General features: G+C 64.1%; 15 protein-coding genes. 11 read left to right on the top strand and 4 right to left on the bottom strand.

The genetic code is table 11. The features are described 5' to 3' along the window. The 3 genes from JWR89_RS07260 to JWR89_RS07250 all read left to right on the top strand — a co-directional run. A partial coding sequence (locus JWR89_RS07260) for a DNA translocase FtsK (protein ID WP_299713669.1) occupies positions 1–1,304 on the top strand: 1,304 nt, incomplete at its 5' end. Between the two features lie 192 nt (positions 1,305–1,496). Beyond that, the gene (locus JWR89_RS07255) at positions 1,497–2,333 is read left to right on the top strand and encodes an outer membrane lipoprotein carrier protein LolA (RefSeq protein ID WP_299713666.1); all 837 of its coding nucleotides are present in this window, start codon (positions 1,497–1,499) and stop codon (positions 2,331–2,333) included. A 197-nt stretch (positions 2,334–2,530) separates the two neighbouring features. Then, complete coding sequence (locus JWR89_RS07250) at positions 2,531–3,346, top strand: exodeoxyribonuclease III (RefSeq protein WP_299713663.1); 816 nt, start codon at positions 2,531–2,533, stop codon at positions 3,344–3,346. Between the two features lie 129 nt (positions 3,347–3,475). On the opposite strand, the gene JWR89_RS07245 is transcribed toward JWR89_RS07250, so the two are convergent. After that, complete coding sequence (locus JWR89_RS07245; RefSeq protein ID WP_299713660.1) at positions 3,476–4,150, bottom strand: GntR family transcriptional regulator; 675 nt, start codon at positions 4,148–4,150, stop codon at positions 3,476–3,478. A 289-nt stretch (positions 4,151–4,439) separates the two neighbouring features. Between JWR89_RS07245 and JWR89_RS07240 the strand changes: the two genes are divergently transcribed. From JWR89_RS07240 to JWR89_RS07225, 4 genes are all read left to right on the top strand, one after another. After that, positions 4,440–4,964 carry a TRAP transporter small permease gene (locus JWR89_RS07240; protein ID WP_366142973.1) on the top strand — a complete coding sequence of 175 codons (525 nt, stop codon included), beginning with the start codon at positions 4,440–4,442 and terminating at the stop codon, positions 4,962–4,964. Continuing rightward, a complete protein-coding gene (locus JWR89_RS07235) occupies positions 4,964–6,229 on the top strand; it encodes a TRAP transporter large permease (RefSeq protein WP_299713655.1) in 1,266 nt (421 codons plus the stop codon). The genes JWR89_RS07240 and JWR89_RS07235 overlap by 1 nt, the downstream gene beginning before the upstream one ends. A 21-nt stretch (positions 6,230–6,250) precedes the next feature. Continuing rightward, the gene (locus JWR89_RS07230) at positions 6,251–7,234 is read left to right on the top strand and encodes a TRAP transporter substrate-binding protein (RefSeq protein ID WP_299713652.1); all 984 of its coding nucleotides are present in this window, start codon (positions 6,251–6,253) and stop codon (positions 7,232–7,234) included. Positions 7,235–7,306: 72 nt separating this feature from the next. Beyond that, positions 7,307–8,233 (top strand): dihydrodipicolinate synthase family protein, encoded by a 927-nt coding sequence (locus JWR89_RS07225; protein ID WP_299713649.1) that lies wholly within the window; start codon positions 7,307–7,309, stop codon positions 8,231–8,233. Between the two features lie 174 nt (positions 8,234–8,407). On the opposite strand, the gene JWR89_RS07220 is transcribed toward JWR89_RS07225, so the two are convergent. Further along, the gene (locus JWR89_RS07220) at positions 8,408–8,857 is read right to left on the bottom strand and encodes a Crp/Fnr family transcriptional regulator (protein WP_299713646.1); all 450 of its coding nucleotides are present in this window, start codon (positions 8,855–8,857) and stop codon (positions 8,408–8,410) included. Positions 8,858–8,925: 68 nt separating this feature from the next. Next, the gene (locus JWR89_RS07215; RefSeq protein WP_299713644.1) at positions 8,926–9,612 is read right to left on the bottom strand and encodes a response regulator transcription factor; all 687 of its coding nucleotides are present in this window, start codon (positions 9,610–9,612) and stop codon (positions 8,926–8,928) included. A gap of 201 nt (positions 9,613–9,813) precedes the next feature. Here JWR89_RS07215 and JWR89_RS07210 point away from each other — a divergent pair, with 201 nt between their 5' ends. The 3 genes from JWR89_RS07210 to JWR89_RS07200 all read left to right on the top strand — a co-directional run bounded on the left by JWR89_RS07210 (position 9,814) and on the right by JWR89_RS07200 (position 11,162). After that, positions 9,814–10,383 carry a L,D-transpeptidase family protein gene (locus tag JWR89_RS07210; protein ID WP_299713641.1) on the top strand — a complete coding sequence of 190 codons (570 nt, stop codon included), beginning with the start codon at positions 9,814–9,816 and terminating at the stop codon, positions 10,381–10,383. Between the two features lie 69 nt (positions 10,384–10,452). After that, positions 10,453–10,695: a type II toxin-antitoxin system prevent-host-death family antitoxin gene (locus tag JWR89_RS07205; RefSeq protein ID WP_299713638.1), complete on the top strand. Its 243-nt coding sequence runs from the start codon at positions 10,453–10,455 to the stop codon at positions 10,693–10,695. After that, positions 10,692–11,162 (top strand): type II toxin-antitoxin system VapC family toxin, encoded by a 471-nt coding sequence (locus JWR89_RS07200; RefSeq protein ID WP_299713635.1) that lies wholly within the window; start codon positions 10,692–10,694, stop codon positions 11,160–11,162. The genes JWR89_RS07205 and JWR89_RS07200 overlap by 4 nt, the downstream gene beginning before the upstream one ends. A gap of 1 nt (position 11,163) precedes the next feature. Here JWR89_RS07200 and JWR89_RS07195 read toward each other — a convergent pair whose 3' ends face one another. After that, positions 11,164–11,850: a YggS family pyridoxal phosphate-dependent enzyme gene (locus JWR89_RS07195; RefSeq protein WP_299713675.1), complete on the bottom strand. Its 687-nt coding sequence runs from the start codon at positions 11,848–11,850 to the stop codon at positions 11,164–11,166. Positions 11,851–11,967: 117 nt separating this feature from the next. Between JWR89_RS07195 and JWR89_RS07190 the strand changes: the two genes are divergently transcribed. Next, positions 11,968–13,668, top strand: a complete 1,701-nt coding sequence (locus JWR89_RS07190; RefSeq protein WP_299713633.1) for a diguanylate cyclase — start codon at positions 11,968–11,970, stop codon at positions 13,666–13,668. Positions 13,669–13,749: the final 81 nt, after the last annotated feature.

Genomic DNA, 13,749 nt, shown 5'->3' with positions numbered 1-13,749 from the left:
TGGCCGATGACATCGCCCGCTCGATGAGCGCCATCGCAGCCCGCGTCGCCGTCGTTCCCGGCCGCAACGCCATCGGCATCGAACTGCCCAACAAAATCCGCGAAATGGTGTTCTTCCGCGAGATGATCGCGTCGCGCGATTTCGACCAGTCCAAATGCAGGCTGGCCGTAGCGCTCGGCAAGACGATCGGCGGCGAACCCGTCGTCGTCGATCTCGCCAAGATGCCGCATCTCCTGGTCGCCGGCACCACCGGTTCAGGCAAATCCGTCGCCATCAACACGATGATCCTGTCGCTGGTCTACCGGATGACGCCGGAGCAGTGCCGCCTGATCATGATCGATCCGAAGATGCTCGAACTCTCCGTCTATGACGGCATTCCACATCTGCTGACGCCGGTGGTGACCGATCCGAAGAAGGCCGTGGTCGCCCTGAAGTGGGCGGTGCGCGAGATGGAAGAGCGCTACAAGCGCATGTCCAAGCTCGGCGTCCGCAACATCGACGGCTACAACCAGCGCCTGCTCGAAGCCAAGACCAAGGGCGAGGAACTCACCCGCACCGTGCATACCGGCTTCGACAAGGAGACCGGCAAGGCTATCTACGAGGAAGAGAAGCTCGACCTCGAGCCGCTGCCCTACATCGTCATCATCGTCGACGAAATGGCCGACCTGATGATGGTCGCCGGCAAGGACATCGAAGGCGCCGTGCAGCGCCTGGCCCAGATGGCGCGCGCCGCCGGCCTGCACGTGGTGCTGGCGACGCAGCGGCCGTCGGTCGATGTCATCACCGGCACCATCAAGGCGAACTTCCCGACCCGCATCTCGTTTCAGGTGACGTCGAAGATCGACAGCCGCACGATTCTCGGCGAGATGGGCGCCGAACAACTGCTCGGCCGCGGCGACATGCTCTATATGGCCGGTGGCGGACGCATCAGCCGCGTCCACGGCCCGTTCGTCTCCGACGAGGAAGTCGAAAAGGTAGTTAGACACCTTAAGACCCAGGGCCAGCCGGAATATCTCGAAGCGGTCACCGCAGAGGAACCGCCCGAGGGCGAAGAGGGCGGCGCGGTGTTCGACGCCACCGGCATGGGCGCCGGCGATGGCGGCGGCGACCTGTTCTCGCAGGCGGTGGCGATCGTGAAGCGCGACCGCAAGGCTTCGACCAGCTACATCCAGCGCCGTCTGCAGATCGGCTACAACAAGGCGGCGTCGCTGATGGAGCGGATGGAGAACGAAGGCATTGTCGGCCAGCCCAACCATGCCGGCAAACGCGAGATTCTGATCGAAGAAGAAGAGAGCGGCTTTTAAGGCGTGACCGCGCCAACGGACAATCCCGCTTTCGAGTCGCGAAATCGCCACAGCGGCGGGTTAGCGCCAGCCTGTGCGGCGTCGGATGCGACGACGATCCGAAATGCCGCCGACCGCACTGCAAAACCGATATCCATTGTGTCGCAAAACGCGGTAAAATGGGCACCAGCCGCCGAACAGGACCACGCCTTGATGAGACCCGCGACCCATCACGCCGCAAACCGGCTCGTCCTTCGCGCGGGTGTGACGGCGCTCGCCGCGGCCTTCGCGGCCGGCCTGGTGACGTCGGCATTTGCCCAGACTGTTCCGCTGCCAAGACCTGCCCCGAAGGCGCGCGGCGGCAGCTTTGAAATGTCGGCCTCCGATCCGCAGGTCGTCCGGCCGCCGGGCGCCGTGGCGCCGAAGGCCGCCGCGCCGCCCACGCCGGTGATCCCCGATCCGCGCCGTAACGTGCCGGCGAGCATTTTTGCGACTTTCGACGCCAACCAGAAGCAGCAGGCCAGCAAGGTCAGCGCCTATCTGTCGTCGCTGAGCACGCTGACCGGCAACTTCGTCCAGATCGGCCCCGACGGCAGCCGCACCACCGGTGATTTCTACATCCAGAAGCCCGGCAAGGTGCGCTTCGAATACGACGCGCCGACCACCATAGCCATGATCGCCGACGGCCAGTCGCTGGCGGTGCGCGACAACAAGCTGGCGACCCAGGACATCTACCCGCTGTCGCAGACCCCGCTGCGCTATCTGTTGTCCGACCGCATCGACTTGATGCGCGACACCAATGTGGTGGCGGTCACCGGCGACGATCTCTACACCTCGGTCACCATCGAGGAGAAGAACGCCCTGGTCGGCACCTCCCGGCTGATGCTGATGATCGGCACCAAGGACGGCCAGCTCAAGCAGTGGACCGTCACCGATCCGCAGGGCTATGACACCACCGTGGCGATCTACAACCTCGACACCGTGAAAAAGCCCGACCCCGGGCTGTTCAAGATCGATTTCACCAAGTATCCCAGCGGGAACGCGAACTAGGCGCCCATCTTCCTTCCTTCTCCCCTTGTGGGAGAAGGTGGCTTCGCGAAGCGAAGACGGATGAGGGGTAGCTGCGGAGCGCAACACTACCCCTCACCCGTCTCGAACACGCTTCGCGCGTTCGATCCACCCTCTCCCACCTAGCGAAGCTTCGCTTCGCGCGGGGGAGAGGGGAAGAACCGCATCGCTCGGATCCCATGCTTTTCAAACTCACCACCTGGAACATCAACTCGGTGCGGCTGCGCATCGAACTCGTCGCCAAATTTCTTGAGGAGGTGCAGCCGGACGTGCTGTGCCTGCAGGAAACCAAGACGCCGGACGACGCCTTTCCTCTGAAGCGGCTGAAGCAGCTCGGCTACGAGCACATCGCCATCGCCGGGCAGAAGGGCTACCACGGCGTCGCCATCATCTCGAAACTGCCGTTCGAGTCGAGCAACGTCCGGGTGTTCTGCGAAAATCTCGACTCGCGCCACATCTCGGTGGCCTTTGGCGCCAGCGCCGGAATGGCTGTGCCGCTGATCGTGCATAATTTCTACGTGCCCGCAGGTGGCGACATTCCCGATCCCGTGGCCAATCCGAAATTCGCGCACAAGCTGCAGTTCCTCGACGAGATGAAGGCCTGCGAACCGCTGCATCCGCGCAACGACGCCCGGCATATCCTGGTTGGCGACCTCAACGTCGCGCCGCACGAGAACGACGTCTGGTCGCACAAGCAACTGATCAAGATCGTGTCGCACACCCCGATCGAATGCGAGAAGCTGCTGGCGGTGCAGAGCGAGGGCGGCTGGATCGACGTCGCGCGCGAGCGGATTCCGATGTCGGAGAAGATCTACACCTGGTGGAGCTACCGCGCCGCCGACTGGACCGCCGCCAACCGCGGCCGCCGGCTCGACCACATCTGGGTGTCATCGGCCATGAAGGACATGATCCGCGATTTCACCGTGACGCGCGAGGCGCGAAGCTGGGAACGGCCGTCCGATCATGTGCCGGTGACGACGGTACTGGAACTGTAGTTCACTGTCATTCCGGGGCGCGGGCGGCGCCTGCCGGCCGCGAACCCGGAATCCCGAGTCGTTCATCGGGCCATGTCGGGATTCCGGGTTCACGCGCAGCTCGCGCTGCGCCTGCCCCGGAATGACAGCCTAGGTCGACGCAGAGCCTGTCCGCCCCACCACCCGCAGCAAATCCGTCCGCACGGCTTCGATGTGCCGCTGCAGAAATCGGCAGGCGTCTTCGATCTTGCCGGCGCGGCACAGCACGATCAGTTCGGCGTGTTCCTTTTCGGCGATGCCCATCGACGTCGTGGTCGAGAGCTGCAGGCGGGTGTAGCGATCGCTGGTCTGCAGCAGCGACACGACGATGGCCTGGGTGCGCGGCTGCTCGGCACGGACATAAAGCGCCATGTGGAAATCGGCGTTGAGCTGGCCCCACTCGCTGACATTGCCCGCCATGATCGCCTGCTCGAAGCGGGCGTGAATGTCATCGAGGCGGGCGAAGTCGTCGTCGCCGAATCTCGGCGCGGATTGCGCCAGCATGCGCGGCTCCAAGAGACAACGCAGGTCGAACACGTCGTTGATCTCGGTCTGGTCGAGCGACAGTTCGGCGACGATCGCGCCCTTCTGCGGCACGATTCGCACCAGACCCTCGGCCTCGAGCTGGAACAGCGCCTCGCGCACCGGAATCCGGCTGACCCCATAGGCTTCGCCGAGCGCGTCCTGGCGGAGCTGCGCGCCCGCCTTGAAGGTGCCGTCGAGGATCGATTTCCGGAGCTGATCGACGATCGCGGCAGACAGGGTTCGATGCTTCAGAGCGCTCATGACGTTTTCCGATCTGGATCGCTCCAGTCCTTCGACCGGTGCAACGCGCGTTTCTTCGTTCAAACGGTGCCTGCGCAACGCGCAAAGTCACTAAAAGGCGCAAATTTGTGCATATCGCCGTTTGACACTACAATTGTATAAATTATACGATCTTGGAAATCATCATAATTGTGAGAGCTTGGGGGCTTTTGTGGTTGAGCAGGCGATTTCGCGGACCCCGCCGTTCCGGCTGTGGCGGGCGATCATCAAGGCCTCCAGCGGCTTGCTGGCGTTCGAACGCCTGGCCCTGATGGGGTTGATGTACCTGCTGACGGCGCTGATCCTGGTCAACGTCATCACCCGCTATTCGCGGCTGCCGCTGTACTGGATCGACGAATCCGCGGTCTATTCGGTGGTCTGGCTGACCTTCATCGGCGCTTCCGCCATGACCCGGCTGCGGCTCGACTTTGCGGTGACGATGCTCACCGAGCACCTGTCGGCCCGCCGCCAGAAGATCGCCAAGGTGATCTCCACCGCCATGGTGGTGGTGTTCGGCGTCATTCTGATCGTCACCTGCGTGCTGTGGATGGATCCGATCGGCCTGGCCCGCGCCGGTTTCGACGTCCGCAAGTTTTCCGGCGAGACCTTCAACTTCCTCTACACCGAGCGGACCCAGACGCTGAACTGGCCGACCTGGGTCGTCTACCTGACGCTCCCGATCTTCGCCGTGTCGATCACCATCCACGGCCTCGCCAACCTGCTGGAAGATCTCGGGCTGGTGCCGCGGACGCCGCCGAAGGGTTTCGAACTCTCCGAACTCGACGGGGTCAACTGATGCTCACCTCCGCCGCCTTCATGGTCATCATGCTGGTCGGAGTGCCGATCGGCCTCTGCCTGTGCCTGTCCGGATTCGTCTACATCCTCGCCTCGGGCAACCCCGTGCTGTTCCAGTCCTACCCGCTGCAACTGTTCGGCGGTGTCGACAGCTACGGGCTGATCGCGATTCCGCTGTTCATCCTGATCGGCGAGATCATGAATGGCGGCGGCATCACCCGGCGCATCGTCGATATGGCGATGGCCTTCGTCGGCTCGCTGAAGGGCGGCCTCGCCTACGTGAATATCCTGGCCAACATGTTCATCTCCTCGATCCTCGGCTCGGCCACCGCGCAGGTCGCGATCATGGCGCAGATCATGGTCCCGGAAATGGAGAAGAAGGGCTACGACAAGACCTTCGCCGCCGGGCTCACCGCCTATGGCGGCATGCTCGGGCCGATCATTCCGCCGTCGGTGATGTTCGTGGTCTACAGCGTGCTGGCGCAGGTCTCGGTCAGCGACATGCTGATTGCCGGCATCGTGCCGGGCGTGATCCTCACGGTGATGTTCTGCGTCGTCATCGCGCTGATGGGCTACGTCTACAACTACCCGCGCGCCGACTATCAGACGCCGCGCCAGCGCGTGGCGACGATCCTGCGGACGTGCCCGACCCTGTTGATTCCGATCGTCATCGTCGGCTCGATTCTCGGCGGCCTCGCCAACGCCACCGAATCGGCCGCCGTCGGTGCCGTCGCCGCCGCGGTGATCGGACGATACTGGACCAAGGAGTTCTCGTTCTCCCAACTGCCGCAGATGATGCTGCGCGCCGGCATCTATTCGGCGATCGTGCTGTTCCTGGTCGCCGCCGCGGCTGTGTTCTCCTGGGTGCTGATCTTCGGCAAGGTGCCGCAGGAGACCGCGGCGTGGATCCAGACCGTCGCCCACGACCCGATCAGCTTCATGCTGATCTGCAACGTCATCCTGTTGGTGATCGGCACCGTGATCGACGGCATTCCCGGCCTGATCATGACCGTGCCGATCCTGCTGCCGGTGGCCACCGAGGTCTATCACATCGATCCCCGGCACTTCGGCGTGGTGGTGGTGATCAACCTGGTGCTCGGCCTGCTGTCGCCGCCGGTGGGCCTGTGCTTCTTCGTCGCCGCCGCCGTCACCGGCGCCAAGCCGGGCAAGATGTTCATCGTCACGCTGCCGTTCTTCTTCATCTCCTGCGTGCTGCTGGTGCTGCTGTCGCTGTACCCGATCCTCTCCCTCGTCCTCATCAACTGATTGCAACCACGGAGCCTTGCCATGAGTATTTCCCGTCGCCGCTTTCTTGCCGCAAGCGCCGCCGTGCCGCTGTTCGCGCCCGCGCTGGCGCTCGCCCAGGCCAAGGAGTTTCGCCTCGGCCTGATCACGCCGAACGGCCACTCCTGGAACAAAGCCGCTGTCAAACTCGGCGACGACCTCAAGGCCGCCAGCAACGGCCGGCTCACCATGACGGTGTTTCACTCCGGTCAGCTCGGCAATGAATCTGCGATGATGCAGCAGCTGCAGACCGGCGCGCTCGACATGGGCTTCATCCAGGCCGCCGAGCTCGGCTCGCGCGTGCCGCACATCGCCGCGATCAACGCGCCCTATATCGTGCGCTCGACACCGGCCGTCGCGAAGTTCGTCCGCCATCCCGCCGCGATCAAGCTGTTCGACGTGCTGCCGCAGGAGACCGGGACCATCGGCCTCGGCTGGGGCATCACCGGCATGCGCGCGATTTTCTCGATCAAGGATCTCAACAATCTCGCCGATATCAAGGGCATGAAGCTGCGCATCAATCCGACGCCGGTGTATCGCGACTTCTATTCTTCGCTCGGCGCCGCGCCGACGCCGATCCCGACGCCCGCGGTGTTCGACGCCATGGCCAATGGCCAGGTCGATGGGCTCGAGGCCGATCTGGAATTCTCCTGGAACCAGCGCTTCGACAAGGTATCGAAAGTCATCCTGCAGATGAATGCCGTCTTCATGCCGATGGCGGCGGTGGTATCGGGCCGGATGTGGCAGACGCTGCCCGCTGCCGACAAGGAGCTGATCACCAGACTGGTCAAGCAAAACCTCGACGCGCAGATCGACGAGCTCGCCGGCAACGAGCCGAAGCTGATCGAAAACTTCAAGAACGCACCGATCCCGATCCGCCAGGTCGCCACCGCCGATACCGAAGCCGTCATCGCCGAATTCGACAAGGTCTGGCTGCCCAAGGCACCGGTGCTCGCCGAGCTGCGCAAGGTCGGCGCCACGCTCTGATCCCTTCTCATCCCTCTCTATCAACAATCGGCGGGCCAATGCTCCGCCGGCGATTTCCATCGGAGTAACTCAATGAGCCCGCGCATTTCCTGGGAAGGCGTCTTCCCGGCCGTTACCACGCAGTTTCACGACGACCTGTCGCTCGACCTCGACGCCACCGGCAAGGTCATGGACGCGCTGATCCGCGACGGCGTGTCGGGACTGATCATCTGCGGCTCGGTCGGCGAGAACACTTCGCTGGAGCGCAACGAAAAGATCGCCATCATGGAGACGGCGAAATCGGTCGCCGCCGGCCGCGCGCCGGTGCTGTGCGGCATTGCCGAATTCACCACCGCCTTCGCCGTCGACACCGCGAAGGAGGCCGCGAAGGTCGGCATCGACGGCATCATGGTGATGCCGGCGCTGGTGTACTCGTCGAAGCCGCACGAGACCGCCGCGCACTTCCGCTCGGTCGCCACCGCCACCGACCTGCCGGTGATGCTCTACAACAACCCGCCGATCTACAAGAACGACGTGACGCCGGATATTCTCGCGACGCTGGCCGACGTCGAGACCGTGGTCTGCTTCAAGGATTCGTCGGGCGATACCCGTCGCTTCATCGACACCCGCAACATGGTTGGCGACCGCTTCGTGCTTTTCGCCGGGCTCGACGATGTGATCGTGGAGAGCGTGGCGATGGGCGCGGTCGGCTGGGTGTCGGGCATGTCCAACGCGTTTCCGCGCGAAGGCGAGACGTTGTTTCGCCTTGCCAAGGCCGGCCGCTTCGCCGAGCTGATGCCGCTGTATGAATGGTTCATGCCGCTGCTGCATCTCGATGCGCGCCCGGACCTGGTCCAGTGCATCAAGCTCTGCGAGCACATCATCGGCCGCGGCACCGCGCTGACGCGCCCGCCGCGCCTGGCGCTGCTGCCGCACGAACGATCCGCCGTCGAAGGCATCATGGCGAAGGCGCTGCGAAGCCGGCCGGTGCTGCCGGATGTCGGCCTGAAGGCGGCGTAACAGGAGCACTGCACGTTCAACGAGTCGTCCCCGCGAAGGCGGGGACCCATAGACTCCGAGCTTGTGCTAGCAGAACGGCATCTACCCAACGTCGCTCTGGCAACTGCGCGTATGGATCCCCGCCTTCGCGGGGACGACTCGTGGAGAGCTGGGAAGCAAGCCGCTACTTGCTGCTTACAAACTCAACTTCGACCCGACCAGCGTGACGTCGCTCGCCAGTTGGCTGACGCGCGCGGCCATGTCGTCGCGCAACCGGCGTGCGGCGGCGGGGTCGCTGTCGAGCACGCGCTGGAACAGGCTGCGGGTGATCCGGATGACGCCGGAATGCTCCAGCGCGATCGCCGTCGATGGCCGCGGCATCGCCACCAGCAGCGCCAGTTCGCCGATCAGCATGCCCGGCCCGGCAATGACTTCGTAGTTGCTGCCGTCGTCAAGACTGATGCGGAAGGCGCCATGCTGCACGACATAGCCGGCATCGGAGTCGTCGCCGCTGCGAAACAGCACCGCGCCGCGGGCAAATTCCTGCTGCTCGGAGCCGATCGCGATCACGCGCAAGGCCGCGATGCCCAACAGGCGCAATGTCGGGACGCGCTCGAGCAGGACAACATCATCATCGATCGACATGCAGGACCGGGTGACCGCGACGCATCAGGAAAAGCCGATCATGGCGGCGAATCGGCATCCAAACCGTATCACGGCACCAGCTTGTAGCCACCGGCTTCCGTTACCAGTATCTCGGGGTTGGCGGCGTCCTTCTCGATCTTCTGGCGCAGCCGGTAAATGTGGGTTTCCAGCGTGTGGGTGGTGACGCCGGAATTGTAGCCCCAGACTTCCTGCAGCAGTGTCTCGCGCGACACCGGCAACTGGCCGGCGCGGTACAGGAAGCGCAGGATCGCGGTTTCCTTCTCGGTCAGCCGGACCTTCTTGGCGTTGGCGCCGGTGAGCATCTTGGAGCCGGGCCGGAAGCTGTAGGGACCGACGGTGAAGACGGCATCTTCGCTGGCCTCGTGCTGGCGCAGCTGGGCACGGATGCGCGCCAGCAGCACTGCGAAGCGGAATGGTTTGGCGACGTAGTCGTTGGCGCCGGATTCCAGCCCCAGGATAGTATCGGAATCGGTGTCGTGTCCGGTCAGCATGATGATCGGCGCCTTGAAGCCGCCCTTGCGCAACGACCGCACCACTTCACGGCCGTCGGTGTCGGGCAGGCCGACATCCATCAGCACCAGATCGGGCGAATTGGCCTTGGCGGCCAGCGCGCCCTTGGCGCCGGTATCGACCGCGGAGGCTTCGAACTCCTCGTGCAGCGACAATTGCTCGACCAGCGCCTCGCGCAAATCGGTATCGTCATCCACGATGAGGATCTTGCGGGCATTGGGCATTGCGACAATCCTTTGGACGGCGGTTGCGGGGAGCGGGCCGTCGAGCTGAAAAAGTTCAGTCAGAACGCGTGTCCGATTTCGAAATCAGCGCGTATCCTAACGCAAAATCAGCAGCATTCTTGACGATTCTTGGCGAATGTACTGTGCAGCGCGAAATAGAGCATTTGCAGTGGGCAGCGCAATACGGAGTCCGCGATTCGGATGGGAAGTCTCGTTGTTTCAGGCACTTATCGAACAAGCTTGCGTGATCGGCCGCTGGGCGCGATGTACATTCGCGCAGCCGCCGGCAATCCGCTCCGAGGCTGGCTGGTCGCGGAGCGGCAGGTGATACCGGTGGCGCTCGGTCGCGGCGGAATCAAGGCGAACAAGCGCGAGGGCGACGGCGCCACCCCGCGCGGCACATTTCATCCGTTGCGGCTGTGGTGGCGTGCCGACCGCCATCCGCGGCCGCGCACCTTTCTGCCGGTCCGCGCCATCGCGCCCAACGACGGCTGGTGCGAAGACCCCGCCGACCGCCACTACAACCAGCCAGTCCGGCTGAACCATGACGCGACCGCCGACCGGCTGCGTCGCGACGACCATCTGTACGATTTCATCATCGAGATCGACCAGAACACCCGGCCAAGGATCGCCGGCCGCGGCAGCGCGGTGTTTTTGCACTTGGCGCGCGACAATTACGGCCCGACCGCCGGCTGCGTCTCGATGACAAGACCGGCGATGCTGCGGCTGCTGGCGCGGATCGGGCCGCGGACGAAGATCGTGATTGGGTGAGATCGTGCCACCTTGTAACCAGGGCGCCAGAAGATTATTCTGACTACATTGGTCACAGGGCGGGTTTCCATGAAAACGCTTCAACTCAGGGATGCCAAGGCCGGATTTTCAGCGATCGTTGAAGCCGCCGAGAACGGCCAACCCACCATCGTCACCAAACACGGGCGACCTGCCGCCATGGTGGTGCCTTTCGAAGAGGGACAGCGCCTCTATCCCGACGACCGGCCCAGCTTCGCGGAAGTGCTGATGGGGATGCCGTACGCGCTGGAGATCGAGCGGGACCCGTCGCCGGTTCGTGAGATCGAGCTTTGACGAGCTGGCTGCTCGACACCAACATCGTCAGCCAGTTTGCGCCGATGGCTGATGGTCGTTTGCGGGCGGATATGCGCCTGACGGAATGGATCCAGCAGAATCAAAATATTCTTTTTCTGTCGGTGATTACTGTCGTCGAAATCACAGCAGGCATTGAGAAGCTGCGGCGTGCGGGATCGACGCGCCGCGTACCGATTCTGGAGAAATGGTTTGGCGGCATGACCGACCTTTACGGTGAACGCATCCTTCCGGTCGATACGAAGGTCGGCCGCATCGCTGGCATTCTCACCGATCAGGCCTACGCCGACGGCATTAGCCCTGGCGTGTCCGACATCCTCATTGCTGCAACGGCAAGCGCGCATGGGCACGGTTTGCTGACGGGCAACATCAAGCACTTCGAACCGCTCAGGCTGGGCGTCCCGCTGCTGAACCCGCTGGCGCAGGTGCCCGCGGATCCGGACAGCTAACCTACCGCTTGCCGAAAATCGCCGAGCCGACCCGCACGTGCGTCGCGCCGAACTGGATGGCGATGGCGAAGTCGGCGCTCATGCCCATCGACAGGCCGGCCAATCCGTTGCGGGCCGCGATCCTGGCCGTCAGGGCGAAGTGCGGCGCCGGCGCGTCGTCGACCGGGGGAATGCACATCAGGCCGGCGATGGACAGGCCATAGGTATCGCGGCAGCGCGCGATGAAGTCGTCGGCGTCACCAGGCGCAATGCCAGCCTTCTGCGGCTCCTCGCCGGTGTTCAATTGCACGAACAGCAGCGGCGTGCGGTTCTGCGCCGCGATTTCCTTGGCCAGGGCTTCGCAGATGCTGGGCCGATCGACCGAGTGGATCGCATCGAACAGAGCGACCGCTTCCTTGGCCTTGTTGGATTGCAGCGGTCCGATCAGATGCAGCGCAATTCCCGGTTGAGCGGCCATCAGAGCGGGCCACTTGGATTTCGCCTCCTGGACGCGGTTCTCGCCGAACACACGCTGGCCGGATGTGATCACCGGCAGGATGGCGTCGGCTTCAAAGGTCTTGGAGACGGCGATCAACGTCACGGATGCGCGGTCGCGACGCGCTTCGTTGCAGGCGCGGAAGACGTCGTATTCGACGGCTGCAAGCCCGTCGCTTGGTAAAGAAGGTGTTACGGCCGGGGCTTCATGCACCGCTTTATTTTCAACCAAGGCGCGAACTTTCGTCAGATGGATCAAAGTTTAGCGAATCCGGGAAAGGCTTTTTGAAGGCTTTGGCATACCTTTGACCGCGGGGTTCAGGGGTCGACGATGTCACGCATCAGCATCAACCGCAATAAAGCGAAGCTCAGGGGGGTGCTGGGAATCCGTGCGCGGCTGGTACTGCTGGCGCTGATCCTGGTCGGGCCGCTGATGGCGGAACGAATCCGCGCGCTCGATGCCACCCGCTCGCAGCAGATCGCGCAGGCGGCCCGCGATTTCGCCAGCGTGGCGCGGCATAGCGCCGAAGCGCAGCAGGAAGTGTTCGCCTCGGTCGAGGCGGTGCTGAAATCCTCCGCCTACATTTATACGTCGGCCGCCCAGGTCAACGGCAGTTGCGCCATCATGCGCGCCAGCCTGCGCGGCGACATGCCATGGATCCGCAGCCTCACGGTAGCCGGCAAGGACGGCACGGCGCAGTGCTCGACCTGGCCCGATGCCGTCGAGCAGGGCCTCAGTTTCGGCGACCGACCCTATTTCAAGAAGGCGCTGGAATCCGGCCAGTTCGTCGTCAGCGATTACCTGTTCAGCCGCATGACCAACCAGCCCACGGTGATGGCCGCCTATCTGGCGCCCGGCCTCACCCGCGACGACGACGCGGTGATCCTGGCCGCGGTCAATCTGGACTGGATGGCGAAGCTGATGGACAACCTTGGTAGCAGGCCCGGGGTCACGGCGGTGCTGGTCGATCAAGCCGGCACCGTGCTGGCGGCGCCCGCCAACCAGAAGGCCGCGATCGGCCGGCCGATGGCCTATCTCGAAATGCTGCCGGTGATCGCAGCGCATACGCGCAATTCCGACCGCCGAATGGGGTCGCTGTCCATCGCTGCCGACGATGGCACGCAGCGCGCGGTATCCTTTGCGACCATTCCCGACACCGGGGCCCAGCTGATCGTCAGCATCGACGAAGCCCAGGTGTCGGCGGTGGCCGATCACGAGATCCGCACCGCTTATCTTCAGCTCGGCCTGGTCTGCCTGTTCGCGCTGCTCGGCGCGCTGGTGGTGGCGGAACGGCTGATCATCCGGCCGATCCAGCTACTTGAGACCATGGCGGAGCGCTTCGGCCAGGGCGACTGGTCGGCGCGGGCGGCGCGCAACCGGCTGCCCGCCGAATTCATCCCGCTCGCCCGCGCCTTCTACGGCATGGCGGCGAAGCTGCGCGGCCGCGAACGCGAGCTGCGCGCCAGCAACGAGCAGCTCACCGTGCTGGCCTCGATCGACATGCTGTCGGGGTTGGCGAACCGGCGCGGCTTCCAGGGCCGGCTCGATTTCGAATGGTTGAAGGCGCAGCAGTCCGGCGACGATCTCGCACTGCTGATGATCGACGTCGATCATTTCAAGCTGTTCAACGACACCTATGGCCACCCCGAGGGCGACGCCTGCCTGGCGCGCGTCGGCGAAGCCCTGGCCGGCCTTGCCAATCATACGTCGGGGTTTGCCGGCCGCTACGGCGGCGAGGAATTCTGCCTGCTGCTGCCGAATACCGACACCGCGCGCGCGATACAGGTCGGCGAGATGGTCCGCGCCGCAATCTGGGCGCTCGGCGTGCCGCATGCCACCAGCGCCTATCAGCAGGTCACCGTCAGCGTCGGCGTGGCGTCGGCGACGCCGATCCAACTGGAACAGGCCAAGGACCTGATCGAGGCCGCCGATGCCGCGCTCTATGCCGCCAAGCGCCGCGGCCGCAATGCCGTGGTCGAACACGGTTTTGTGCGGACCTTCGGAACGGCGGTCGTGTCGCTGGCGGGGTGACCGACAGCCCAAACCATTGACCCCACGCGGTCTTTCATGGCCTAGTCCCCGGCCTTAAGCCCCGGAACAGACTGCCTAATC

Origin of the sequence: Tardiphaga sp., from assembly GCF_028290785.1 — a bacterium.
GTDB lineage: Bacteria > Pseudomonadota > Alphaproteobacteria > Rhizobiales > Xanthobacteraceae > Tardiphaga.
This window is presented reverse-complemented; position numbering and strand designations above follow the sequence as displayed.

Excerpts from the sequence above, each read along its gene's own strand:
- JWR89_RS07255 (WP_299713666.1), top strand. The coding sequence starts at position 1,497 with ATGAGACCCGCGACCCATCACGCCGCAAACCGGCTCGTCCTTCGCGCG.
- JWR89_RS07205 (WP_299713638.1), top strand. The coding sequence starts at position 10,453 with ATGAAAACGCTTCAACTCAGGGATGCCAAGGCCGGATTTTCAGCGATC.
- JWR89_RS07225 (WP_299713649.1), top strand. The coding sequence starts at position 7,307 with ATGAGCCCGCGCATTTCCTGGGAAGGCGTCTTCCCGGCCGTTACCACG.
- JWR89_RS07250 (WP_299713663.1), top strand. The coding sequence starts at position 2,531 with ATGCTTTTCAAACTCACCACCTGGAACATCAACTCGGTGCGGCTGCGC.
- JWR89_RS07230 (WP_299713652.1), top strand. The coding sequence starts at position 6,251 with ATGAGTATTTCCCGTCGCCGCTTTCTTGCCGCAAGCGCCGCCGTGCCG.
- JWR89_RS07210 (WP_299713641.1), top strand. The coding sequence starts at position 9,814 with ATGGGAAGTCTCGTTGTTTCAGGCACTTATCGAACAAGCTTGCGTGAT.
- JWR89_RS07235 (WP_299713655.1), top strand. The coding sequence starts at position 4,964 with ATGCTCACCTCCGCCGCCTTCATGGTCATCATGCTGGTCGGAGTGCCG.
- JWR89_RS07240 (WP_366142973.1), top strand. The coding sequence starts at position 4,440 with ATGGGGTTGATGTACCTGCTGACGGCGCTGATCCTGGTCAACGTCATC.
- JWR89_RS07215 (WP_299713644.1), bottom strand. The coding sequence starts at position 9,612 with ATGCCCAATGCCCGCAAGATCCTCATCGTGGATGACGATACCGATTTG.
- JWR89_RS07245 (WP_299713660.1), bottom strand. The coding sequence starts at position 4,150 with ATGAGCGCTCTGAAGCATCGAACCCTGTCTGCCGCGATCGTCGATCAG.
- JWR89_RS07190 (WP_299713633.1), top strand. The coding sequence starts at position 11,968 with ATGTCACGCATCAGCATCAACCGCAATAAAGCGAAGCTCAGGGGGGTG.
- JWR89_RS07220 (WP_299713646.1), bottom strand. The coding sequence starts at position 8,857 with ATGTCGATCGATGATGATGTTGTCCTGCTCGAGCGCGTCCCGACATTG.